The sequence below is a fragment of the Acidovorax cavernicola genome (genome assembly GCF_003581445.1).
Window position 1 is genome coordinate 127,016 of record NZ_QXMN01000004.1, and the last position, 22,565, is coordinate 149,580.

Here is a 22,565-nt window from a genome sequence, read left to right on the forward strand (position 1 = left end):
CATCCATGCAATCCACTGACGACACCGGAGCGCCGAGCGGCGCCCAGGCCCCCTCCGACCCGACCGAAGCGCTGGTTTCCGGCAGCGGCAGCTACGACCTGCTGAAGAAGCGGCTCGAAACGCAGGGCGAGGGCCTGCTCCAGAAGACGCAGGCGCTCAACGAGCAGCGCCTGGCCGAGTTCGGCCGCTCCGACCAGGCGCTGATCCTGCGCACCCGCGCGCGCACCGAGAACAACGCCGTGGCGCGCGACATCGTGCGCATCGGCGACCTGCTGCTGTTCGGCTACAACGTCTTCATCGGCCTGCGCAAGGAAACGGCCGTGGGCGACGTGTTCGGCCTGTACAGGCTCGCGCCCCCGGGCGAGGCCGCCACCGAGAGCGACGAGCTGCAGGCCGTGCCGCTGGCCGGCACCTTCCTGGAAGACACGCGCTTCGTCTCCGATTTCCGCGAGCTCTACGCCTACTACAAGCAGGCCACGCTGCTGCAGCTGCGCGTCACACAGGACAAGCTGCTCGCCTCGTTCCAGATCGGCCAACAGCTGCACGATGTGCGCGTGTTCCGCTGGGCCATCGAACGCGACGGCGGCATCAGCTACATCGACAACCGCGGTGAGCGCGACATCGCCTTGCCCGCGAGCCACGACTTCGAGTGGACCATCGCCACCCGCGAAGACCATGTGGGCGGCAAGCACCCGCACGTGAACGTGCTGGACACCGTGTTTGTCGAGACGCTGGGCGGCGACCTCACGATCAAGATCGAGAACAACACCGAGACCGGCCTGGGCATCTACAGCGAGCCGGTGGAAGACAGGAGCCAGTCGCTCACCGATGCCGAGATCGCGTGGGCCAAGCTCGGCATGCTGATCCTGCTGCGCGTGAAGCCCTACCGCGAGCAGGTCACGCGCTACCTGGTGTTCAACATCCGCACGCAGCAGGTCGAGCGCATCGACGCCATCGGCGGCTCCTGTGTCCAGCTGCCCGAAGACCACGGCATCATCTTTCCCGGTGGCTACTACCTGCAGTCGGGCGAACACAAGCGCTTCGACCTGCCGGGCGAGGTGGTGGAGAACCTGCGCTTCAAGCGCATGCTGCGCTCGCCCAACGGCGAGGACGTGGCCTACATCTTCTACGACCGCAAGCCGGGTCGCTACGCGCTCTTCAACTACAACCTGATCGACAAGAAGCTCGCCACGCCGATCATCGCCAACGGCTACGCGCGCTTTGCCGACGGCCGCATCCTGGTGTTCAACGGCGACGACGGCGAGCCCACGCGCGTGCACCCCATGCAGCTGTGGCAGACGCCGTTCGCCAGCGAAGAGCACGTGAGCGCGCAGCCGCCCGCCACCGGCTTCTTCGGCAAGATCGGCAATGCCGAGCTGGTGCGCGGCGTGTCCGACCTCATGGGCATTGCCCGCGCGGTGCGCGAACAGGCGCCCACGCGCGCGGCCTACGACGACCTGATCCGCCAGTGCACCCGCGTGAGCGACGCCTACTTCTGGCTCGACGCGCCCGAGGCCGCCGGCCTCATGGGCGAGCTGCGCAGCATCGCCGAGGTGGCGCGCAGCACGCTGGCCGAGTTCGAAAAGGTCGACACCATCCGCCGCGAAACCGCACGCGCACTGGCGCGCGCGGAAGACGAGCAGCACGCGCTGATGGTCGATATCGCCAGCACGCTCTGGCGCGCACCCGACGATTTCGTGAAGGCGTTGGGGCGTCTGCGTGAGCGGCGCGGCGCGCTGCAGATGCTCAAGGAGCTGCGCTACGCCGACCTGCCGCGCATCGCCGCCATGGATGCGGCGCTGGAGGCCGAGCAGCAGCGCATCGGCGAGCGCGCGATGCAGTTCCTGGCGGCCGACACCGCCTTCAATGGCCAGCGCCAGGCGTTGGACAAGCTCGCGCTCGAACTACCCCACCTGGGCACCTCGCCCGCGCTTGGCCAGATGCTGGCGACGCTCGATGAACAGGCCGCGGGTCTCGATCTGCTGACCGAGCAACTGGGCAGCCTGCCGGGCGGCGACGCGGTGATCCGCACCTCGATCCTCGACCGCATCTCGCTGATCTACGCGGACATCAACCGCATGCGTGCCGATGCACGCGCACGGCGCAAGTCGCTGGGGGCGACAGAGGCGCGCGCGGAGTTCGGCGCGCAGTTCAAGCTCTTCAGCCAGGCGGTCGAGAACGCGCTGGAGTTTGCCGACACGCCCGAGAAATGCGACGACGCGCTCACGCGCCTTTTGGCCCAGCTCGAGGAAATCGAAGGCCGCTTCGCCGAACAGGAAGATTTCCTGGCCGACATCGCCGAGAAGCGCGAGACCGTGTACGAAGCGCTGTCCGCGCGCCGCCAGAGCCTGGTGGAAGCCCGCCAGCGCCGCGCACAGGGCGTGGTCGATGCGGCGGGGCGCATCCTCGACGGTATTCCGCGCCGCATCGCGCAATTCGGCGACCTGACGCAGGTCCACAGCTACTTCGCTGCCGATCCGATGATCGGCAAGCTCCACACGCTGATCGCCGACCTGCGCACGCTGGGTGCTGCGGTGCAGGCCGACGAGCTCGACACGCGCCTGAAGACCGCGCGCGACCAGGCCCTGCGCTCCATCCGCGACAAGCGCGAGCTGGTGAGCGAGGGCGGCGACACGCTGCGCCTGGGCCGACACGCCTTCACCGTGCATCGCCAGCCGGTCGACCTGACGCTGGTGGCCCGCGACGAGGGCATGGCCTACCGGGTGACGGGCACCGACTACCAGAGCCCGGTCGACGAGCCGCGGCTGCTGCCGCTGCAGCGCTACTGGAACCAGTCGCTGGTGTCGGAGACGCCCGAGCTGTCGCGTGCCGAGTACCTGGCCGGCCGCTTGCTGGAGGCCTTGCTCGACGGAAAGACCGAGCGCAGCTGGGCCGAAGTGCTCACCTTGCTGGCCGAAGACCCGCTGCATCCGCAGCTGCTCGACATGGTCCGCCGCTTCGCCGCGGCGCGCTATCAGGAGGGCTACCAGAAGGGCATCCACGACGACGACGCGATGCGCCTGCTGGGCGCGCTCGTCGGCATGCAGGACCAGGCCGGTCTGCTGGCCTGGGGCCCGACCGAACGCGCGCTGGCCTTGCTCTACTGGCAGCACGGCCACCTGATCGCGCACCGTGAATCGATGCTGCGCCGCGCGCGTGCCGCGATGCAGATGTTGTCGTTGTTCGGCCGGCGCGATGCGCTCGAGCAGCTCGAAGCCGACATCGCACGCGCGCTGAATCATTTCGCCCGCGATGTGGTGCCCGACCTGCTGCCGCAGGCTGGCACCGCGAGCGACGAGGAGCGCGACGCGCACGACGGCCGCGTGACCACCTTGTGCGACCAGGCCGCCGCGTACCTCGTGCGCGAACTGGCCAGCGAGCACGGCGGCGAGACCTGGGCCGTATCGGGCGCGGGCGAAGACCTGGCGGCGGCGCTGTTGCGCGAACTGGAGCGCGGCGGCCGGCGCGATGCGTGGCAGCACGACCTCGACGCCGCACCGCCGGCCGAGCGCTGGCGCCTGGCCCGTGACTGGGTGCGTGCCTACACCACGCACCAGGCGCCCCAATCGGTCGACTGGATCGACGATGCGGCCAGCGTGCTGGCGATGCCGCTGCAGCGCACCCGCGTCAATGCGGCGCTCGACCGCACGGTCGAAGGCCTGCGCGGCGAGCATCCACGCGTGGGGGAGGGGCGCCTGACGCTGAACCTCAACGATTTCTGGCGCCGCTTCCTGTTCCACACCGCGCACGCGGTGCCGGGTTACGAGGCGCTGCACAGCCTGCGCCACGAGCTGCTCGAACGCGAGAAGGCGCGGCTCAAGCTCAGCCAGTTTCAGGCCAAGCCGCTCTCGACCTTCGTGCGCAACCAGCTGATCGACGAGCTCTACCTGCCCATCATCGGCGACAACCTTGCCAAGCAGATCGGCTCGGCGGGCGAAGGCAGCCGCACCGACCGCATGGGCTTGCTGCTGCTGATTTCGCCACCCGGCTACGGCAAGACCACGCTGATGGAATACGTGGCCGACCGCCTCGGGCTGATCTTCGTGCGCATCAACTGCCCGGCGCTGGGCCACGGCGTGACGGCCATCGACCCGGCCAATGCGCCCAACAGCGCCGCGCGCCAGGAACTCGAAAAGCTCAACCTGGGCCTGGCCATGGGCAGCAACGTGATGCTGTACCTGGACGACATCCAGCACACCAGCCCCGAGTTCCTGCAGAAGTTCATCGCGCTGGCCGACGGCACGCGCCGCATCGAGGGCGTGTGGAACGGCGAGCCGCGCAGCTACGACATGCGCGGCAAGCGCTTCGCGATCGTGATGGCGGGCAACCCGTACACCGAGTCGGGCGACGTGTTCAAGATCCCGGACATGCTGGCCAACCGCGCCGACATCTACAACCTGGGCGACGTGCTCTCGGGCCGCGAGGCGGCGTTCGCGCTCTCGTACATCGAGAACAGCCTCACGTCCAACCCCACGCTGATGCCGCTGGCCTCGCGCGACCCGAAGGACGTGCAGTTGCTGGTGAAGATGGCCCAGGGCCACGACGTGCCGAGCAGCGCGCTGTCGCATGCCTACAGCTCGGTCGAGCTGGAAGAGATCAAGGCGTTGCTGCAACGCCTTTTCCGCGCACGCGACCTGCTGCTGAAGGTGAACCTCGCGTACATCGCATCGGCTGCGCAACAAGAGAGCTACCGCACCGCGCCGCCGTTCAAGCTGCAGGGCAGTTACCGCAACATGACCAAGCTCGCGGGCAAGATCACCCCGCTGATGCGCGACGACGAGCTCGACGCGCTGCTGCGCGACCACTACCGCGGCGAGGCCCAGACGCTGACCACCGGCGCCGAGGAAAACCTGCTGCGACTGGCCCAGCTGCTCGGCAGCCCGACGCCGGAAGAAAGCGAACGCTGGACCGCCATCTGCGACGAATTCGTACGGCAGCGCAAGCTCGGCGGCGCCGACGTGGACGGCAGCCAGCGCATCGCGAGCAGCATGCTCGACGTGGCGCGCGCGGTCGATGCGCTCAAGCCCGAGCCCGTGGTGCAGGCCGAGGGCCCGAGCGAAAGCCAGCGCCTGGCCGACGCGATGCTGCAGATCGCCGTGACCTACCGCGAACTGATCCTGCCGCTGGTGACCGCCACGGAGCGCCGGCTCGAACTCGACCGTTCGATCAAGCAGGACATGGAGCGCCTTGCCGCCGAAGTGCAGGCCACGCGGGCCGTGTCCAAGCGCGCATCCCCTCCGCCGCATCCGCCCAAAGCCGACAAGGATCACTGATGTCCGCATTGCCCGAACTGCTGGCCCAGCTCGACGCCACCATGACCGATGCGCGCCTGAGCGACGACGAGCGCCGCGTGCTGGTCCACACCCTGCGCGAAGCCTCGCCGCCCGAAGACGGCCTGCGCCAGCTGCGCAACCGAGCCTTCGACCTGGTGCGCTCGCGCACCGCCGACCCCGAGCAGCTGTCGCTGCTCAAGTGGCTCGAGGGCGTGGTGCGCGCGATCGATACGGGCCGCTCGCCCGACAGCGTCACGGTACGCTCGCAGGCCTACTTCAGCCCGGGCACGGCCTGCCTGCAGGCGATCAACCAGCAAGTGCGGACGGCGAAGCGCGCGATCGACCTGTGCGTGTTCACGCTGTCGGACGACCGCATCACCGCCGAGGTGCTGGCGGCGCACCGGCGCGGCGTGACGGTGCGCTTCGTCACCGACAACGACAAGGAGTTCGACCGCGGCAGCGATGTCGGCCAGTTGCGCGCGGCCGGCATCCCGGTGGCGGTGGACCGCACCGACGCCCACATGCATCACAAGTTCGCGCTCTTCGACGGCGCGCGGCTGCTCAACGGCAGCTACAACTGGACCCGCAGCGCCTGCGAGTACAACGAGGAGAACCTGGTGCTGAGCAACGACCCACCACTGGTGCGCCGCTTCGCGGACGAGTTCGACACCTTGTGGAAAGAACTGCAGGCCACCTGATGCCAAGACGAATCGACTACGACTGGGAGCTGCCCCCCGCGATGCAGCAGCGGCTGGGCGGCAGCACCTACGGCGCGCAGCGCATCATCCATGAGCAGGACCACCTGATGGTGATCCTGCACGAGCCGCCCTCGGGTACCGGCGCCGAGCGCAAGCCCGTGGTGTTCCTGCGCAAGCCCGACGGCGCGTGGCTGCACAAGGGCAACAACCCCGGCGAGCGGGCGCTCGCCAAGCTGCTCGAAAGTTACCGCGTGGCGTTCAGCACCTTCGAGATCCGTCACCAGGCCGCGGAGACCTCGGAAGACCTGTTCCAGATCCTCGGCCCGCTGATCCCGCTCACCCGTGCCGCACGGAACATGCAGGACACGTTGCAGGCCGCGCGCGATGCCGTCAAGGACGACCTGATGCTCATCGACCAGCGCGACCTCGCGGTGGAGATCGCACGCGGCTTCGAGCTGCTGCTGGCCGACACGCGCATGTCGCTCGACTACCGGCTGGCACGCGCCGCCGAGGCGCAAGCGCATTCCGCCATCGAGATGAGCCGTGCGCAGCACAAGCTCAACACCATCGCCGCACTGACCTTTCCGCTGATGGCCATCGGTGCAGCCTTCGGCATGAACCTGCACAGCGGGGTGGAGAACCTGCCGTCCTGGGTGTATTGGCTCGTCTTCGCGGCCGGCATCTGCCTGGGCGTGATGCTGCGCGGCTGGGTGAAGACGCCGGCTGAGCCGTCGGTCCCGGCGAAGCCCGCGTCCACGCTGAAGAAGAAGTAGCAGCAGGGCGCATCGCGCGGCCTTCGCGTTTCGCGAAGCCCTGCTGCCGTCAGAGCAATTCCGTTCATCGCGATCTGTTTCTAGAGTGGGGGCCACCCACTTGGAGACAGAGACAGACATGAACGCACTCGAAGGCCTGAAGGTGCTGGAGCTCGGCCAGCTCATCGCCGGCCCGTTCGCCGGCAAGACGCTCGCCGAGTTCGGCGCCGACGTGATCAAGGTCGAGCCCGCCGGCGTCGGTGACCCGCTGCGCAAATGGCGGCTGCTGCGGGACGGCACCTCGGTGTGGTGGGAGGTGCAGTCGCGCAACAAGCGCTCGGTGTGCCTGGACCTGCGCAGCGCCGAAGGGCAGGAGGCGGTGCGTGCACTGGCCCTCGAGGCCGACGTGCTGATCGAGAACTTCAAGCCCGGCACGCTCGAAGGCTGGGGCCTGGGTTGGGAGCAGCTGCATGCGCTGAACCCGCGGCTCATCATGCTGCGCATCTCGGGCTACGGCCAGACCGGCCCGTATCGCGACAAGCCGGGCTTCGGCGTGCTCGGCGAATCGATGGGCGGGCTGCGCTACCTGAGCGGCGAGCCGGGTCGGGTGCCGGTGCGCGTGGGCGTCTCGCTGGGCGACACGCTGGCCGCGCTGCACGGCGTGATCGGCGTGCTCACGGCACTGCACCACCGCACGGTGCACGGTGGCGAAGGGCAGTTCATCGACGTGGCGCTGTACGAGTCGGTGTTCAACGTGATGGAAAGCCTGCTGCCTGAATACGACGCCTTCGGCGCGGTGCGCGAGCGGGCCGGCAGTGCGCTGCCCGGCATCGCACCGACCAATGCCTATCGCTGCAACGACGGGCACTATGTGCTGGTGGCCGGCAATGGCGACAGCATCTTTCGCCGGCTGATGCGGGCCATCGGTCGCGAGGACCTGGAGAACGATCCGCAGTTGCTGCACAACGATGGCCGTGTCGCGCGCGTGGAGGAGATCGATGCGGCCATCCAGGCGTGGACCTTGCAGCGCGGCCGCGACGAAGCACTGGCGGTGCTAGACGCGGCCGGCGTGCCGGCGGGGCGCATCTACACCGTGGCCGACATCGCGAGCGATCCGCAGTACCTGGCGCGCGAGATGATCGTCCAGACGCGTGGCTCCGACGGCGTACCGCTGAAGGTGCCGGGCGTGGTGCCGAAGCTCAGTGCCACGCCGGGGCGCATCGCGCATGCGGCGCCGCGTCTTGGCGAACACACGGAAGACCTGAAGCGCGAAGGCTGGCCCGCGCGTCGCAAGGAAAGCGAGGCCGCATGAAAACAGGCAACAGCACGCGGCTGCGCATCAACGAAGTCGCCACGCGCGACGGTTTCCAGATGGAAAGCCGCTTCATTCCCACCGACGACAAGATCGCGCTGATCGATCGGCTCGGCACGCTCGGCTACGCCAAGATCGAAGTCACTTCGTTCACCTCGGCCCAGGCGATTCCCGCGCTGCGCGACGGCGAAGAAGTGATGCAGCGCATCGTGCGCCAGCCGGGCGTGGTCTATACCGCACTCGTGCCGAATGTGCGCGGTGCGCAGCGCGCGCTGGAAAGCCGCATCGACGAATTCAACGTCGTCATGTCGGTCAGCCAGACGCACAACCTCAGCAACCTGCGGATGACGCGCGAGCAGTCGTTCGCGCAACTGGCCGAGGTCATCACGTTGGCGAAAGAGGCGAAGGTGCCGGTGAACGTGTCGCTGTCCTGCGTGTTCGGCTGCCCGATGGAAGGCGACGTGCCGCTGGAGACCGTGCAGGGCTGGATCGACCGCTTCGCCGGGTTGGACGTGCATGGCATCACGCTGTGCGATACCACCGGCATGGCGCACCCCGTGCAGGTGCAGGCGGTCTGCGAGGCCGTGCGCGGGCGGTATCCGGCATTGGACTGGACGGCGCACTTTCACAACACGCGGGGCATGGGCCTGGCGAACACCATCGCCGCTGTCGAGGCGGGCATCCATCGGCTCGACATGTCGCTGGGCGGCATCGGCGGTTGCCCTTATGCGCCGGGCGCGACGGGCAATGTCGCGACCGAGGATGTGGTCCACATGCTGCAGTGCATGGGCTATGACACCGGCATGGACCTCGATGGGTTGATCGGTGCCGCGGCCCAGTTGGAAGCGCTCGTGGAGCACGAGCTGCCGGGTCAGGTCTCGCGTGCCGGGCATCGGCTCACGCGGCATGCGCGCCCAGCGGATTTCAACGAGATCGTCGAGCGCGCGAACGCGCGCCTGCTTCACAAGGAGAACGCATGATCGACCACCTGGATCACCTGGTGCTCACCACCGCGAACGAAGACGCCTGCGTGCGTTTCTACGTGGAGACGATGGGCATGACGCTGGAAGTCTTCGGCGCCGGCCGCAAGGCCTTTCGCTTCGGCCAGCAGAAGATCAACCTGCATGTGAAAGGCCACGAGTTCGAGCCCAAGGCCGAGGTGCCCACGCCCGGCTCGCTCGACCTGTGCTTCATCGCCAGCGTGCCGCTCGATGCCGTCGTTGCGCGGCTGGGCGAAAAGGGCGTGCCGATCGTCGAGGGCCCGGTGATGCGCACGGGGGCCACGTCGCGCATCCGTTCGGTCTATGTGCGCGACCCTGACCTGAATCTCATCGAGATCTCGGAGCTGGCGCCTTGACGCGTGCAGCCTGAAGACAGTCCATAAAACCACCGGAGACAAACCCATGAAACCCGTTCACCGCCTGCTCGTGGTCTGCCTTGCGCTGGCCGCTGCCGCCTCGCACGCAGACACCTGGCCCTCGAAACCCCTGACCTTCGTGGTGCCGACCGCGCCCGCGGGTTCCACCGACATCATGGCGCGGCTGGTCGCCGACCCGCTGCAGCGCGCTCTGGGCCAGCCGGTCGTGGTCGACAACAAGCCGGGGGCCAGCGGCAACATCGGCACCGAGTTCGTGGCCCGCGCCGCGCCCGACGGCTACACGCTGCTCATGCAGTACTCGGGCTACCACGTCGGCAACCCGTCGCTGTACCCGAACCTGCGCTGGAGCCCGACGAAGGACTTCGTGCCGGTGGCGATGGTGATGCGCGCGCCCCACGTGGTGGCGGTGAGCGGCAAGTTGCCAGTGAACTCGATGAAGGAGCTCATCGAATACGGCCGGAAGAAGGAGGGCGGCCTCTTCTACGCCTCGTCGGGCAACGGCTCGATCCAGCACATCGCGGGCGAGCTGCTGTCGCGCCAGACGAAGCAGCCGGCCACGCACGTGCCCTACAAGGGCTCCGGGCCGGCCATCAACGACCTGGTGGCGGGCAATGTCGACATCTTCATCACCACGCCGCCGTCGGTCATCGGCCACTTTGCGGGTGGGCGCATCAAGGCGCTGGCCTATACCGGCAGCAAGCGGCATGCCTCGATGCCCAATGTGCCGACCTCGGCCGAGGCCGGGTTGCCGGGCTATGAGGTCGAGTCGTGGTTCGCCGTGTTCGCGCCGGCGAAGACGCCGCCGGAGGTCGTGAACAAGCTCAGCACGGAGATCCGCAAGATCGTGGAGAGCGAGGCCTTCCGCAAGAAGATGGACGAGCAGGGCGCTTTCGCGACCTACATGGACCCGGCGGCGCTGGGCAAGTTCGTCGACCAGGAATTGGCGACCTGGTCGAAGGTGATCAAGGGCGCGGACATCAAGCCGGACTGAGCCCGGCGCGATCCAGCCCCGGTGCTCAGGGCTTGACGCCCAGCACGGACAGGATCACCGCCGCGAGGCCGAGTGCCACGGGCACCTGATGCCCGGCCAGGGCGCGGGCCTGCGCAACGGTCAGTCTGGTCTGCTGAAGGAGGTTCTTCTCGGAATGAAGGGGTGTGGACATGGTGTCTGCTCCTGTGTGGGGCGAACGATGTGTTCGCGTGGGTTCCACGATAGGCCTCTGGCAGCGCGACAACGCATGGCTTTTGTCGACACGGCGTTTCCGTTTTCGCAACGATCCGGGGGCTCTGGCGTGGAACTTCTGCTCAGAACTCAGAATCGGGCCATGCAAAGGAAAGCCCGAAACACACACATGACCGGTTTGAAGATACGCAGGGCCACCCCGACCGATGCGGTGCCCTGGCCGCTCCTGCTCGACGCGGACGGCCCGCGTCCCGAGATCGAGAAATACCTGCAGCGCGGCGAGCAATGGCTGGCCGAACAGGCCGGCGAGGTCGTCGGCCAGATGGTGCTGATGGAAACGCGCGCCGACACTTGGGAGATCATGAACATCGCCGTGGCCGAGTCGCACAAGGGCCAGGGCATCGGCACGGCGATGCTGCGCAAGGCGAAGACGCTGGCCGCGCAGCGCGGCGCGCACCGGCTCGAAGTCGGCACGGGCAACAGCAGCCTGCGCGAGCTGGCGTTCTACCAGCGCTTCGGCTTTCGCATCGTCGGGGTCGACTTCGACTACTTCGTGCGCCGCTGGGGCCGGGCGACGAAGCAGAACGGGATTCCGCTGCGGGACATGCTGCGGATGGAGCTTTGGCTCGTCAGCCCGCAATGAGCTTCTGAACCAACTCCGCGGTGGTGGCCGCCGCGTACTTGCGCATGAGGCGCGCGCGGTGCAGCTCGACCGTGCGGTGGCTGATGCCGAGCGCCTTGCCGATCTCCTTGGACGTCAGCCCGCGCATCACCTGCGCCGCGACCTCTCGCTCACGCGGCGTGAGCTCGGCCTTCACGGCGCGGCGCGAACCCAGGTCCTCGAAGGTCCAGATGCCGGCCTCGTGTGGTGCGGCGCGGTTCATCGCGTGGCCGGTGACGTGGCACCAGAAGGTCTCGCCGGCGAGCGTGCCGTGCAGGCCGCCCAGGCGCTTCATCATGCGGTTGTCGGCGTAGTGGCCGCTGGCGTTGAGAAAGGGCTCCATGCGCTTGCCGATGCGCTCGAACTCGGCCACGCTGGGGTACAGGATGCTGAACGAATGCCCGACCAGCGCGGAGGGCTGGGCGCCGAAGATCTCGCACACGCGCTGGTTGCAGGCGACGATGGTGCGGTTGCTCGACACCACCATGCCGACGGGGGCGTGCTCGAAGGCCAGTCGATAGTCGATTTCAGGCATCAGGCGATCTCTGGCATCGGGGGTCACCATTACGAAATACTACGTATGCGGGTACGTAGTATCGTTGAAGCCTTTCCCACCCACTCTCCACCACCCATCAAGGAGCCCGAGTGAACAAGATTTATCCCTCCGCAGACGCGGCACTCAAGGGGGTCGTGGCCGACGGGCAGACGCTCGCGGTCGGCGGCTTCGGCCTGTGCGGCATTCCCGAAGCGCTGATCGACGCGCTGAAGGACTCCGGCGTGCAGAACCTCACCGTCATCTCGAACAACGCGGGCGTCGACGGCTTCGGTCTCGGCAAGCTGCTCGAGACGCGCCAGATCAAGAAGATGATCGCGTCGTACGTGGGCGAGAACAAGGAGTTCGAGCGCCAGTACCTGGCCGGTGAACTGGCCCTCGAATTCACGCCCCAGGGCACGCTGGCCGAGAAGCTGCGCGCCGGCGGCGCGGGCATCCCGGCCTTCTTCACGAAGACCGGCGTGGGCACGCAAGTGGCCGAAGGCAAGGAGCTGCGCGAATTCAATGGCGAGACCTACGTCATGGAGCACTCGCTGGTGCCCGACGTGGCACTGGTCAAGGCCGACGTGGCCGACAAGGCCGGCAACCTGCGTTTCCGCCTCACGGCCCGCAACTTCAACCCGGCCGCCGCCATGGCCGGCAAGGTCTGCATCGTCGAGGTCGAGAAGATCGTCGAGGTGGGCGAGCTGGCCCCTGACGACATCCACCTGCCGGGCATCTACGTGCACCGCCTGGTGCTCAACGCCACGCCCGAGAAGCGCATCGAGAAGCGCACCGTGAGCGCATCGGTCGATGCCGCCGCCGCCAAGGTCGAGGCGCAGACCGCCATCGCCCAGGCCGCAGCCGCAGGCAGCGAAGCAGCCGTGAAGGCCGTCAACAAGAAAGAAGGAGCCTGAGATGCCCTGGACCCAAGACCAGATGGCGGCCCGTGCCGCGCAAGAACTCGAAGACGGCTTCTACGTCAACCTCGGCATCGGCATTCCGACGCTGGTGGCCAACCACACCGGCACCAAGGAAGTCTGGCTGCAGAGCGAAAACGGCATGCTCGGCATCGGCCAGTTCCCGACCGAAGACAACGTCGATGCCGACCTCATCAACGCCGGCAAGCAGACCGTCACCACGCTGCCCGGCTCGGCCATCTTCGGCAGCCATGACAGCTTCGCGATGATCCGCGGCGGCAAGATCAACCTGTCGATCCTGGGCGCGATGCAGGTCAGCGCCAAGGGCGACCTCGCCAACTGGATGATCCCCGGCAAGATGGTCAAGGGCATGGGCGGCGCAATGGACCTCGTGGCCGGCGTGAAGCGCGTGATCGTGCTGATGGAACACGTCGCCAAGAAGAAAGACGGCACCGAGGACCTGAAGATCCTCGAGCAGTGCTCGCTGCCGCTGACCGGTGTGGGCGTGGTCGACCGCATCATCACCGACCTGGCCGTGATGGACGTCGTGCCCGAAGGCCTGAAGGTGATCGAGCTGGCGCCGGGCGTGAGCTTCGATGCGCTGCAGGCGAAGACGGGCGCCAAGCTGATCCAGTAATCGGCACAAGGTCGCGCACGCAACGACACACCAAGGCAGGGCCGCGCAAGCGGACCCTGCCTTTTTCATTTCTTCTTTCCTTCCTCTTTCCCCGAAAGGTTGACGCATGGCAACGAGTGAAGAAGTCCTGGCCGGGCTCTGGCAACTGGCGGGTCTGCCTGCCGAGGCGCTGGCCTTTGCGCGGCTCACGGGCGCCGATCCGGTGCTGCCGTCGTCCTTCGCGGTCGGCCTCGCGGCGCAGGCGAGCATCGCCGCCGCTGCGCTGGCGGCGTGCGAGCTGGGGCACCGGCGCGGTGTGGCGCGTCAGGAAGTGGCTGTCGACACGCTGCACGCCGCGCTCGATTGCACGGGCTGGTTCAGCCTCGACGGCCGCGTGCCCGAGCTGTGGGACACCTTCTCGGGCATGTACCGCTGCGTCGACGGCTGGGTGCGCATCCATGCGAACTTCAAGCACCACCGCGAAGGCGCGCTGCGTTTGATGCAGCTCGATCCGGCCACCGCCACGCGCGCCGATGCCGAGGCCGCAATGGCCGGCTGGCGTGCGCGCGATTTCGAGGATGCCGCCGCAGCGCAAGGCTTGGTGGCCACCGCGCTGCGCCGCTTCGATGAATGGGATGCCTCGCCGCAAGGTCAGGCCGTGGCGGCGCAGCCGCTGTTCACCATCGAGCGCATCGGAGAGGCTCCGCCGCGCGCGTTGCCGCCGTTGCGCGAGCACCAGCGCCCGCTCGAAGGCCTGCGCGTGCTCGACCTCACGCGCATCCTCGCCGGGCCGGTCGGTGGGCGCGCGCTGGCGGCCTATGGTGCCGACGTGATGCTGGTCAACTCACCGAACCTCCCGAACATCGAATCGATCGCCGACACCAGCCGCGGCAAGCTCTCGACGCATGTGGACCTGTGCACCGGCGAAGGCCGCGCCGTGCTGCGCGGGCTCGCGGCCGACGCGCACGTCTTCGTGCAGGGCTACCGTCCCGGCGGTATCGCGGCACTGGGCTTCGGCCCTGAGGCGTTGGCGCGCGAGCGGCCAGGCATCGTGTGCGTCTCGCTCACGGCCTACGGCACGCAGGGGCCTTGGGCCGGGCGGCGCGGCTTCGACTCGCTGGTGCAGACGGCGATGGGCTTCAACCATGCCGAGGGCGAGGCCGCCGGTGACGGCAAGCCGCGCCCGATGCCGATGCAGATCCTCGATGAGGCGAGCGGCTACCTGATCGCCCTCGGCGCCGCGGCGGCGCTGTGGCGGCAGCAGCAGGAGGGCGGCAGCTGGCATGTGCAGGTGTCGCTGGCGCAGACGGGGCAGTGGCTGCGCGGGCTGGGGCGTGTGCCGGGCGGGCTGTCGATCGCGCGGGCCGGGGTCGAGCCGTATGTGGAGACGTCGGCCTCGGGCTTCGGCGAACTGGCGGCGCTGCGCCACGGCGCGCAGTTGTCGCGCACGCCGGCGGCCTGGCCGCGGCCGTCGATGCCACCGGGGAGCCATCCGCCGGTGTGGCCCGCCGTTGCCGGGGGATGAGAAACTGGGCGCATGGCTTATCTCGACATCGACAACCTCCAGAGCATTTTTCTCGACGACGACACGCTGCGCGCACGGCATCTGCAGCGGGAATCCTGCGGGACCCTGAACATCACGAGCGGCCGCATCGTGGCCTGCGATCCGCTGGTGCAGCCCCAGCGGGAACCCTTCGTTCGCAGCGTGAGCGGGCGGGGCGCATTCCCCGTCGAGGTCTTGCACAGCGGAGGTCGCCACGCGCTGGCCGTGCTGTGGCTGCGCGAGCGAGGCGACCTGCAGGCGAGCGATCTGCGCTGGGAAGCGGCGTTGCTCGACGGGCAATCGCAGGACGAGCTCGGCAGCGACGAGTTCTACGGTTATCCGGTCGATGCCGGCGTCGGCTGCTTCATGGATGTCGACGGCGCCAAGGCCATGGCCGAGCGCGAGGCGCGCGAGTCCGCCAACCCCGAATACATCAGCTACTTCGACGACGTGCTCGACGCGGAAATGGGCGAGAGCGGCAGGGCCAATCACTATCCGTTGGGCGCGGGCAGCGCGAACAACATCGTGACCTTCAGCGCCGGCTGGGGCGACGGCAGCTACCCGAGCTTCTGGGCGCTCGACGCGGTGGGCGCGCCCGTGGCGCTGGTGACCGACTTCATGACCATGCAGGGCGGCGACGCGCGCGACGAGGACGACAAGCGCAGCGATGCCTACCTGGCCAGTCTCTCGCCTGAGAAGCTGGCGGCGCTCGAGGCGCTGGGCGCGGCGGCGATCGCAGGCGATGCGGTGGCGATCCAGCCCTTGCTCGACGACGGCCTCGCGCAGGCCAACGAGATCGTTCCCTCGCTGGGCGAAACGGCGATCACGAGCGCCATCCGAATGAACCAGCTCGACGCGCTGCGCCTGCTGCTGGCGGCGGTGCAGGGACTGCCGATGCCGCCGCGGTTCTACCGCATGGACGAGGACGAGAGCTACATCGACTACGCGCGCAAGCTCAAGAAGCCGCGCGTGGACGGGCTCATCGCGCTGCTGGAAAAAGCGGCGGCACCCGCGGCGCCGGCGCCCAGGCCCGGGTTCCTGAAGCGGCTCTTTTCCTGAGGGATCAGGCGCCCAGCGCCGCGCGCACCTTGTCGCCGAGCCCGCGCAGCCGTTCCACCGGCTCGTTGGAGAACACGAAGCGCAGGTACTGCGCGCCATGCGTCTCGCCCCAGCCCTTCATGGCGGTGGCGCACACGCGATGGGTCAGCAGGCGCTCCGAGAGCGTCTGCCCGTCGATGCCGAAATCGCTCGTGCGCAGCAGCAGCGACCAGCCGCCGGCGGGCACGCCGACCGGCAGGCCCTTGAGTTCCTCGAGCACGGTGTCGCGCCGCCGCTCCAGCTCGCTCACGTAGGGCGCGAGCGTGTGCGCCGATTGCGCCAGCGCCGTGGCCACCGCGTCCTGCGCGATGCCCACCGGCACCACCACGTTCGCGAGCGAGACGGCCACGAGGTCCGGCATGTAGCTTTCGGGCGCCACGGTCCAGCCGACGCGCCAGCCGATCATGCGCAGCTCCTTGGCCGACGAGCCCACGGTGATCGTGCGCTCGGCCATGCCGGGCAGGCCGGCGGGGTGGATGACCTGGCGGCCGTCGTACAGCAGGCGCTCCATGGCCGTGTCGAGGATCAGCGTCAGGTCGTGCTGCACGCAGAGCGCGGCGATGGCTCGCCAGTCGTCGGCGTCGAAGTACCCGCCCGTCGGCATCGAGGGCGACATCAGCAGCATCACGCGCACGCGGGGGCCGACTGCGGTTGCCAGCGCCTCGCGGTCCAGCTTCCACTCGCCGCCGGGGGTGAAGCGGAAGGGCACGTACTTCGGCGTGCCGCCTGCGAGCCGGATGCGGTTGAGAAGACCGGCGTAGGTCGGGTCGGTCACGAGCACTTCGTCGCCCACCTCGACCGTCGCGAGCAGCGCGTTGAGGATGCCCGAGAGCCCGCCCGCGGAGATCACGCATTGCCGCGCGCCGTCGTACGCCACGCCCGAGAGTTCCGACACATGCCGCGCCGCCACCTCGCGCAACCGCGACTGGCCGACGAAGGGCAGGTAGCTGTTGTCCGAGTCTTCCGAGGCCGCACGCACGGTGCGGGCGATGGCCTCGGCGTCGGGCGGGATGTCGACATCGAGGTTTTCCAGCCGCAGGAACGGCGGGCCGTCTGCGTCGTCGGCGATGGCACCCATGCGGTCGACGCCGATGCCGGCGATGTGCGCGAGGCGCGCGGGACGGTGACGTGGCATGGGCGGCTCCATTTCCGTGAACGGACTACGGGGGCGGCCTGCGCGAGCGGGCCGGGCGCTGTGCCGCGCCATTCTCTTCGCCGGGGCCGGGCAGGAGCAACAGCGCCTGGCGCGCCTGCGCCGTCTCGCGCAGGAAGTTCCACACCGTCTGCATGCGCGCCAGGTGCTTGGTCTCTGCAGGCATCGACATCCAGAAGGTGCGCGTGAAGTTCGCTGCGTCCGGCAGCACGGGCCTGAGCGCGCCGTCGTCCTGCGCGATGAACGCCGGCAGCACCGCGATGCCCGCACCCGCCACCACCGCCCGGTGCTGCGCCAGCACGCTGGTGCTGCGCAGCGCAAAGCTGTCGGGGCGGTGCAGCTCGTCGAGGTACTGCAGCTCCTTGCTGAACAGCAGGTCGTCCACGTAGCTGATGAAGGTGTGGCCGCGCAGGTCTTCGCGGGTCTGGATGGGCTTGTGCGCGGCGAGGTACTGCTTCGACGCGTACAGCCGCAGCGTGTAGTCGGTGAGCTTGGTGACGACCACCGGCCCGCGCGCCGGCCGTTCGAGCGAGATCACGATGTCGGCTTCGCGCCGCGACAGGTGCACGAGGCGCGGCATCGCGAGCAGGTCGATGGTGAGCTTGGGGTGCTGCCGTGCGAACAGCGCAAGCTGTGGCGCCAGCACCACCGTGCCGAAACCCTCGGTGGCGCCGATGCGCACCAGGCCCGACAGGCCTTCCTGCGAAGCGGGCGCGGTGCTCTCCACGGCCTGGAAGGCGCTTTCCATCGCCTCGACCTGCGGCTGCAGCCGGCGGCCCGCCTCGGTGAGCCGGTGGCCGCCGGACTCGCGCGAGAACAGGGGCGCGCCGACCTCCTTTTCGAGCGCCTGGATGCGCCGCGCGACGGTGGTGTGGTCGACCTCCAGCCGGCGCGCCGCGCTCATCAGCGTGCCCGAGCGGGCAAGTTCGAGAAAGTAGCGCAGGTTGTCCCAGTCCATGTGCGTCCGGCCTTGTGTGGAGGGTCATGCGGGGCTTTGCATTTTTGCAAAGCGATGACGCATATTTGTCTATTGTCATGGCAAATCTGCAAAGCTAGGATGCACGACTGAACCGGCCCGGCCGGCACCCGTATTCACTGGAGACAAAACCCTCATGGACGCCACCACCACCCCCTCGACCCAGGTCGCCACCGTCAAGCTGCTCATCGGCGGCAAATTCGTCGAATCGAAGACCACCGAATGGCGCGACGTGGTCAACCCGGCCACGCAGCAGGTGCTGGCCCGCGTGCCCTTCGCAACGCAGGCCGAGCTCGACGCTGCTGTCGACTCCGCCAAGGAAGCCTTCAAGACCTGGCGCAAGACCCCCATCGGCGCGCGCGCCCGCATCTTCCTGAAGCTGCAGCAGCTCATCCGCGAGAACATGGGCGAACTGGCCGCGATCCTCACGGCCGAGCAGGGCAAGACTCTGCCGGACGCCGAAGGCGACGTGTTCCGCGGCCTCGAAGTGGTCGAGCACGCCTCGAACATCGGCAACCTGCAACTGGGCGAGCTGGCCAACAACGTGGCCAACGGCGTCGACACCTACACGCTGCTGCAGCCGCTGGGCGTGTGCGCCGGCATCACGCCGTTCAACTTCCCGGCCATGATCCCGCTGTGGATGTTCCCGATGGCCATCGTCACCGGCAACACCTTCGTGCTCAAGCCCTCCGAGCAGGACCCCATGGTCACGATGCGCCTGTGCGAACTGGCGCTCGAAGCCGGCGTGCCCCCGGGCGTGCTGAACGTGGTGCACGGCGGCGAAGCCATCGTCAACGGCATCTGCGACCACAAGGACATCAAGGCGGTCAGCTTCGTCGGCTCGACCAAGGTCGGCACGCACGTCTACAACCGCGCCACCCTGGCCGGCAAGCGCGCGCAATGCATGATGGGCGCGAAGAACCACGCCATCGTGATGCCCGACGCCAACAAGGAGCAGACGCTCAATGCACTGGCTGGTGCCAGCTTCGGTGCAGCGGGCCAGCGCTGCATGGCCGTGTCGGTCGCGGTGCTGGTGGGCGAGGCGCGCAACTGGGTGCCCGAACTCATCGAGAAGGCCAAGACGCTGAAGATCGGCGCGGGCACCGAGAAGGGCGTGGACGTGGGCCCGCTGGTGTCGTGCGCAGCGTACGACCGCGTGAACAGCCTCATCGAACGAGGCGAAGCCGACGGCGCCAAGCTGGTGCTCGACGGCCGCAAGCCGACGGTGCCAGGCTACGAGAAGGGCAACTTCGTCGGCCCGACGATCTTCACCGGCGTGAAGCCCGGCATGACGATCTACGAACAGGAAGTGTTCGGCCCCGTGCTGTGCATCGCCGATGCCGAGACCATCGACGAAGCCATCGACCTGATCAACAGCAACCCGAACGGCAACGGTACGGCGATCTTCACGCAGTCGGGCGCCGCCGCTCGCCGCTTCCAGGAAGACATCGACGTCGGCCAGGTCGGCATCAACGTGCCGATCCCGGTGCCGGTCCCGATGTTCTCGTTCACCGGTTCGCGCGCTTCCAAGCTGGGCGACCTGGGCCCGTACGGCAAGCAGGTCATCATGTTCTACACGCAGACCAAGACTGTCACGGCACGCTGGTTCGACGACAGCACCGTGAGCCAGGGCGTCAACACGACGATCAGCCTCAAGTGAGGTACGCGTTCCGCGGTCTCGCGGCATCGGCCGTGCTGCTGCTTCTGCTCGCCAAGGGCGCGCAGGCGGCCGATGAGGCGAGCTCGCTGGACTGCAAGCCCGACGGCAACCAGCAGCAGATGAATGACTGCGCGCTGCGCGACTTCCGCGCGGCCGATGCCGCGCTCAACATCCGCTACGGCGAGGTGATGAAGACGCTCTCGCCGCAGATGCGCGTGGCGCTGCGCACGGAGCAGCGGACCTGGCTCAAGGGCCGCGACCCAGCCTGCAAGCGGGCGTCGAAAGCGAACGAGGGCGGCTCGATCTGGCCGCTGGTGTTCCATTCGTGTCTGGAAAAATCGACCCGCAAACGCACCGCCGAACTTGATCTCTGGAAGGGTCGCCAACAATGAATTTCGAACTGTCCGAAGAACAGAACGCCTTCGCGCAGACCGCGCGCGATTTCGCGGTGAGCGAATTCGCGCCGCACGCCGCGCAGTGGGACGCCGAGGCCACCTTTCCGCGCGAGGCTATCGCCAAGGCGGGTGAACTGGGCTTCTGTGGCCTGTATGCGCCCGAACGCATTGGCGGCCTCGGCCTGCCGCGCCTCGATTCGGCGCTGGTGTTCGAAGAGATGGCCGCGGTCGATCCCTCGACCACGGCCTTCATCACGATCCACAACATGGCCACGTGGATGCTCGGCACCTGGGCCACCGACGCAGTGGCGCAGCAGTGGGGCGAAGACCTCACGAGCGGGCGCAAGCTGGCGTCGTACTGCCTGACCGAACCGGGCGCGGGCTCCGACGCGGGCTCGCTCAAGACGCGCGCCGAACTGCAGGGCGCCGAGTACGTCATCAACGGCGGCAAGGCCTTCATCTCGGGCGCCGGCTCGACCGACGTGCTGGTGCTGATGGCGCGCACCGGCGGTGCGGGCGCGAGCGGCATCTCGGCCTTCGCGGTGCCGGCCGATGCGCCGGGCGTCAGCTACGGCAAGAAGGAGCACAAGATGGGCTGGAACAGCCAGCCCACGCGCACCATCAACTTCGACAACGTCCGCATCCCCGCGCAGAACCTGCTGGGCAAGGAAGGCGAGGGCTTTCGCATCGCCATGAAGGGGCTTGATGGCGGGCGCATCAACATCGCGACCTGCTCGGTGGGCGCGGCGCAGGGTGCGCTCGACGCGGCGCGCCGCTATCTGCACGAGCGCCAGCAGTTCGGCAAGCCAATCGCGAGCTTCCAGGCGCTGCAGTTCAAGCTGGCCGACATGGCGACCGAACTGGTCGCCGCGCGGCAGATGGTGCGGCTGGCTGCGAGCAAGCTCGACGCGGGCCATGCCGATGCGAGCACCTATTGCGCGATGGCCAAGCGCTTCGCGACCGATGCCGGCTTCAACGTCTGCAACGACGCGCTGCAGTTGCACGGCGGCTACGGCTACCTGAGCGAGTTTCCGCTGGAGCGTTTGGTGCGCGACGCGCGCGTGCACCAGATCCTCGAGGGCACCAACGAAATCATGCGCGTCATCGTTGCGCGAAAATTGCTGGAAGGCGACAGCGATATCCGATAAACAAGGCACACCCCCAGGCTTGCCCACTTCGTGTGGCCTCCAACCCCCTTGCAGGGGGCAATACCAGCGGCCCGGCAAAGCCGGTTCCGCGGTATTCCGCGCACGTATCCTTTGGGGTTTCTCTTTCCGTGAATGACATGACAGACAACGTAGTTCTCTTCAACGAAATCAAGACCGCCGGCGGCCAGCGCTTCGGCGTGGCCACGCTCAATTCGCCGGCATCGCTCAACTCGCTCTCGGTGGCGATGGTGCGCCTGCTCACGCCCAAGCTGCGCGAATGGGCGGCCGATGCCGGCATCGTCGGCGTGCTGCTCGACGCGGCGGGCGAGAAGGCCTTCTGCGCCGGCGGCGACCTGCGCCAGCTCTACCAGACGCTGCTCGACTGCGGCCCCGAACGCAACACCTACGCCGAAGACTTCTTCCGCGAGGAGTACGAGCTCGACCACCTGATCCACACCTTCCCCAAGCCCTTCCTGTGCTGGGGCCACGGCATCGTGATGGGCGGCGGCGTGGGCCTGCTGGCGGGCGCTTCGCATCGCGTGATGACGTTGCAAAGCCGCATCGCCATGCCCGAGATCAACATCGGCCTGTACCCCGACGTGGGCGGCAGCTGGTTCCTGCGCCGCACGCCGGGCCGCACGGGCCTGTTCCTGGCGCTCACGGCCGCCAACATCAACGCGCACGACACCATCTTCTGCGGCCTGGCCGACGTGCTGGTGCCGCAGGAGCGCAAGGCCGACGTGCTCGCGGCCATCGCGTCCACGCAGTGGGCCGGTGGCGACGCCCGGGCCGACCGCGCCACGCTGTCGCGCATCCTGGCCCAGGCGGGCGAGGGCGCGGAGATGCCCGCGTCGAAGGTGCGCGAGCACTACGACACCATCAACGCGCTGATGGCCGGCGACGACCTGCTGGACATCGCGAAGCGTCTGCGCGACCTGCAAAGCGACGATGCCTGGCTGCAGACCGCGTCCAAGACCTTCGTCAAAGGCGCACCGAGTTCCATCGCGCTGAGCTTCGAACTCTGGCAGCGCGTGCCGCGCATGTCGCTGGCCGAGGTGTTCCGCCTCGAATACTGGGCCTCGCTGGGTTTCTGCGCGAACAAGGATTTCGCCGAAGGCATCCGCGCCGTGCTGGTCGACAAGGACCGCAACCCACGCTGGAACCCCGCCACGCTCGAAGAGATCACGCCCGCTTTCGTCGAAGACCACCTGCGCCCGCGCGGCGAGATGCCGGCCGAGCTGGCGTCGCTGGTCTGACCTGACCCGAC

The 22,565-nt window shown here is 68.1% G+C and carries 20 protein-coding genes; 16 read left to right on the plus strand and 4 right to left on the minus strand.

The genetic code is table 11. The features are described 5' to 3' along the window. Positions 1-5: 5 nt before the first annotated feature. The 7 genes from D3H34_RS06545 to D3H34_RS06575 all read left to right on the plus strand — a co-directional run bounded on the left by D3H34_RS06545 (position 6) and on the right by D3H34_RS06575 (position 10,404). Positions 6-5,273, plus strand: coding sequence for a DNA repair ATPase (locus D3H34_RS06545; RefSeq protein WP_119552631.1), 5,268 nt, complete (start codon positions 6-8; stop codon positions 5,271-5,273). Then, positions 5,273-5,971 (plus strand): phospholipase D-like domain-containing protein, encoded by a 699-nt coding sequence (locus D3H34_RS06550; RefSeq protein ID WP_119552632.1) that lies wholly within the window; start codon positions 5,273-5,275, stop codon positions 5,969-5,971. Before D3H34_RS06545 ends, D3H34_RS06550 begins: the two co-directional genes overlap by 1 nt. Beyond that, on the plus strand, positions 5,971-6,744 hold the full coding sequence (locus D3H34_RS06555; protein WP_119552633.1) for a magnesium transporter CorA family protein: 774 nt from the start codon (positions 5,971-5,973) through the stop codon (positions 6,742-6,744). The genes D3H34_RS06550 and D3H34_RS06555 overlap by 1 nt, the downstream gene beginning before the upstream one ends. Positions 6,745-6,862: 118 nt before the next feature. Next, positions 6,863-8,035, plus strand: coding sequence for a CaiB/BaiF CoA transferase family protein (locus D3H34_RS06560; protein WP_119552634.1), 1,173 nt, complete (start codon positions 6,863-6,865; stop codon positions 8,033-8,035). Continuing rightward, positions 8,032-9,015 carry a hydroxymethylglutaryl-CoA lyase gene (locus D3H34_RS06565; RefSeq protein WP_119552635.1) on the plus strand — a complete coding sequence of 328 codons (984 nt, stop codon included), beginning with the start codon at positions 8,032-8,034 and terminating at the stop codon, positions 9,013-9,015. The genes D3H34_RS06560 and D3H34_RS06565 overlap by 4 nt, the downstream gene beginning before the upstream one ends. After that, a complete protein-coding gene (locus D3H34_RS06570) occupies positions 9,012-9,392 on the plus strand; it encodes a VOC family protein (protein ID WP_119552636.1) in 381 nt (126 codons plus the stop codon). Before D3H34_RS06565 ends, D3H34_RS06570 begins: the two co-directional genes overlap by 4 nt. A gap of 46 nt (positions 9,393-9,438) precedes the next feature. Beyond that, positions 9,439-10,404, plus strand: coding sequence for a Bug family tripartite tricarboxylate transporter substrate binding protein (locus D3H34_RS06575; protein WP_119552637.1), 966 nt, complete (start codon positions 9,439-9,441; stop codon positions 10,402-10,404). 25 nt (positions 10,405-10,429) lie between these two features. Here D3H34_RS06575 and D3H34_RS34205 read toward each other — a convergent pair whose 3' ends face one another. Continuing rightward, positions 10,430-10,576: a hypothetical protein gene (locus D3H34_RS34205; RefSeq protein WP_167481131.1), complete on the minus strand. Its 147-nt coding sequence runs from the start codon at positions 10,574-10,576 to the stop codon at positions 10,430-10,432. A 189-nt stretch (positions 10,577-10,765) separates the two neighbouring features. On the opposite strand from D3H34_RS34205, the gene D3H34_RS06580 reads away from it, so the two are divergent. Beyond that, a complete protein-coding gene (locus tag D3H34_RS06580) occupies positions 10,766-11,239 on the plus strand; it encodes a GNAT family N-acetyltransferase (RefSeq protein WP_119552638.1) in 474 nt (157 codons plus the stop codon). Here the strand turns inward: D3H34_RS06580 and D3H34_RS06585 are convergent. Further along, positions 11,226-11,792 (minus strand): LuxR C-terminal-related transcriptional regulator, encoded by a 567-nt coding sequence (locus D3H34_RS06585; RefSeq protein ID WP_119552639.1) that lies wholly within the window; start codon positions 11,790-11,792, stop codon positions 11,226-11,228. The genes D3H34_RS06580 and D3H34_RS06585 overlap by 14 nt on opposite strands. Positions 11,793-11,902: 110 nt before the next feature. Between D3H34_RS06585 and D3H34_RS06590 the strand changes: the two genes are divergently transcribed. From D3H34_RS06590 to D3H34_RS06605, 4 genes are all read left to right on the plus strand, one after another. After that, on the plus strand, positions 11,903-12,706 hold the full coding sequence (locus tag D3H34_RS06590; protein WP_119552640.1) for a CoA transferase subunit A: 804 nt from the start codon (positions 11,903-11,905) through the stop codon (positions 12,704-12,706). 1 nt (position 12,707) lies between these two features. Continuing rightward, positions 12,708-13,346 carry a 3-oxoacid CoA-transferase subunit B gene (locus D3H34_RS06595; protein WP_119552641.1) on the plus strand — a complete coding sequence of 213 codons (639 nt, stop codon included), beginning with the start codon at positions 12,708-12,710 and terminating at the stop codon, positions 13,344-13,346. A 106-nt stretch (positions 13,347-13,452) separates the two neighbouring features. Beyond that, entirely contained in the window at positions 13,453-14,850 is a 1,398-nt protein-coding gene (locus tag D3H34_RS06600; RefSeq protein WP_119552642.1) for a CoA transferase, read from the plus strand. A 12-nt stretch (positions 14,851-14,862) separates the two neighbouring features. Continuing rightward, positions 14,863-15,927: a DUF4241 domain-containing protein gene (locus D3H34_RS06605; protein ID WP_119552643.1), complete on the plus strand. Its 1,065-nt coding sequence runs from the start codon at positions 14,863-14,865 to the stop codon at positions 15,925-15,927. Positions 15,928-15,931: 4 nt separating this feature from the next. Here the strand turns inward: D3H34_RS06605 and D3H34_RS06610 are convergent, their stop codons facing one another. Both D3H34_RS06610 and D3H34_RS06615 read right to left on the minus strand, forming a co-directional pair. Continuing rightward, positions 15,932-17,101: a pyridoxal phosphate-dependent aminotransferase gene (locus D3H34_RS06610; RefSeq protein WP_119552688.1), complete on the minus strand. Its 1,170-nt coding sequence runs from the start codon at positions 17,099-17,101 to the stop codon at positions 15,932-15,934. Positions 17,102-17,126: 25 nt separating this feature from the next. Further along, positions 17,127-18,077, minus strand: a complete 951-nt coding sequence (locus D3H34_RS06615; protein ID WP_119552644.1) for a LysR family transcriptional regulator — start codon at positions 18,075-18,077, stop codon at positions 17,127-17,129. Between the two features lie 154 nt (positions 18,078-18,231). On the opposite strand from D3H34_RS06615, the gene D3H34_RS06620 reads away from it, so the two are divergent. The 4 genes from D3H34_RS06620 to D3H34_RS06635 all read left to right on the plus strand — a co-directional run bounded on the left by D3H34_RS06620 (position 18,232) and on the right by D3H34_RS06635 (position 22,554). Continuing rightward, entirely contained in the window at positions 18,232-19,755 is a 1,524-nt protein-coding gene (locus D3H34_RS06620) for a CoA-acylating methylmalonate-semialdehyde dehydrogenase (RefSeq protein ID WP_119552645.1), read from the plus strand. Positions 19,756-19,787: 32 nt separating this feature from the next. Then, positions 19,788-20,147 (plus strand): lysozyme inhibitor LprI family protein, encoded by a 360-nt coding sequence (locus D3H34_RS06625; RefSeq protein ID WP_286185485.1) that lies wholly within the window; start codon positions 19,788-19,790, stop codon positions 20,145-20,147. Further along, a complete protein-coding gene (locus D3H34_RS06630) occupies positions 20,144-21,298 on the plus strand; it encodes an acyl-CoA dehydrogenase family protein (protein WP_119552647.1) in 1,155 nt (384 codons plus the stop codon). Before D3H34_RS06625 ends, D3H34_RS06630 begins: the two co-directional genes overlap by 4 nt. Before the next feature lie 137 nt (positions 21,299-21,435). Then, complete coding sequence (locus D3H34_RS06635; protein WP_119552648.1) at positions 21,436-22,554, plus strand: enoyl-CoA hydratase/isomerase family protein; 1,119 nt, start codon at positions 21,436-21,438, stop codon at positions 22,552-22,554. Positions 22,555-22,565 lie beyond the last annotated feature (11 nt).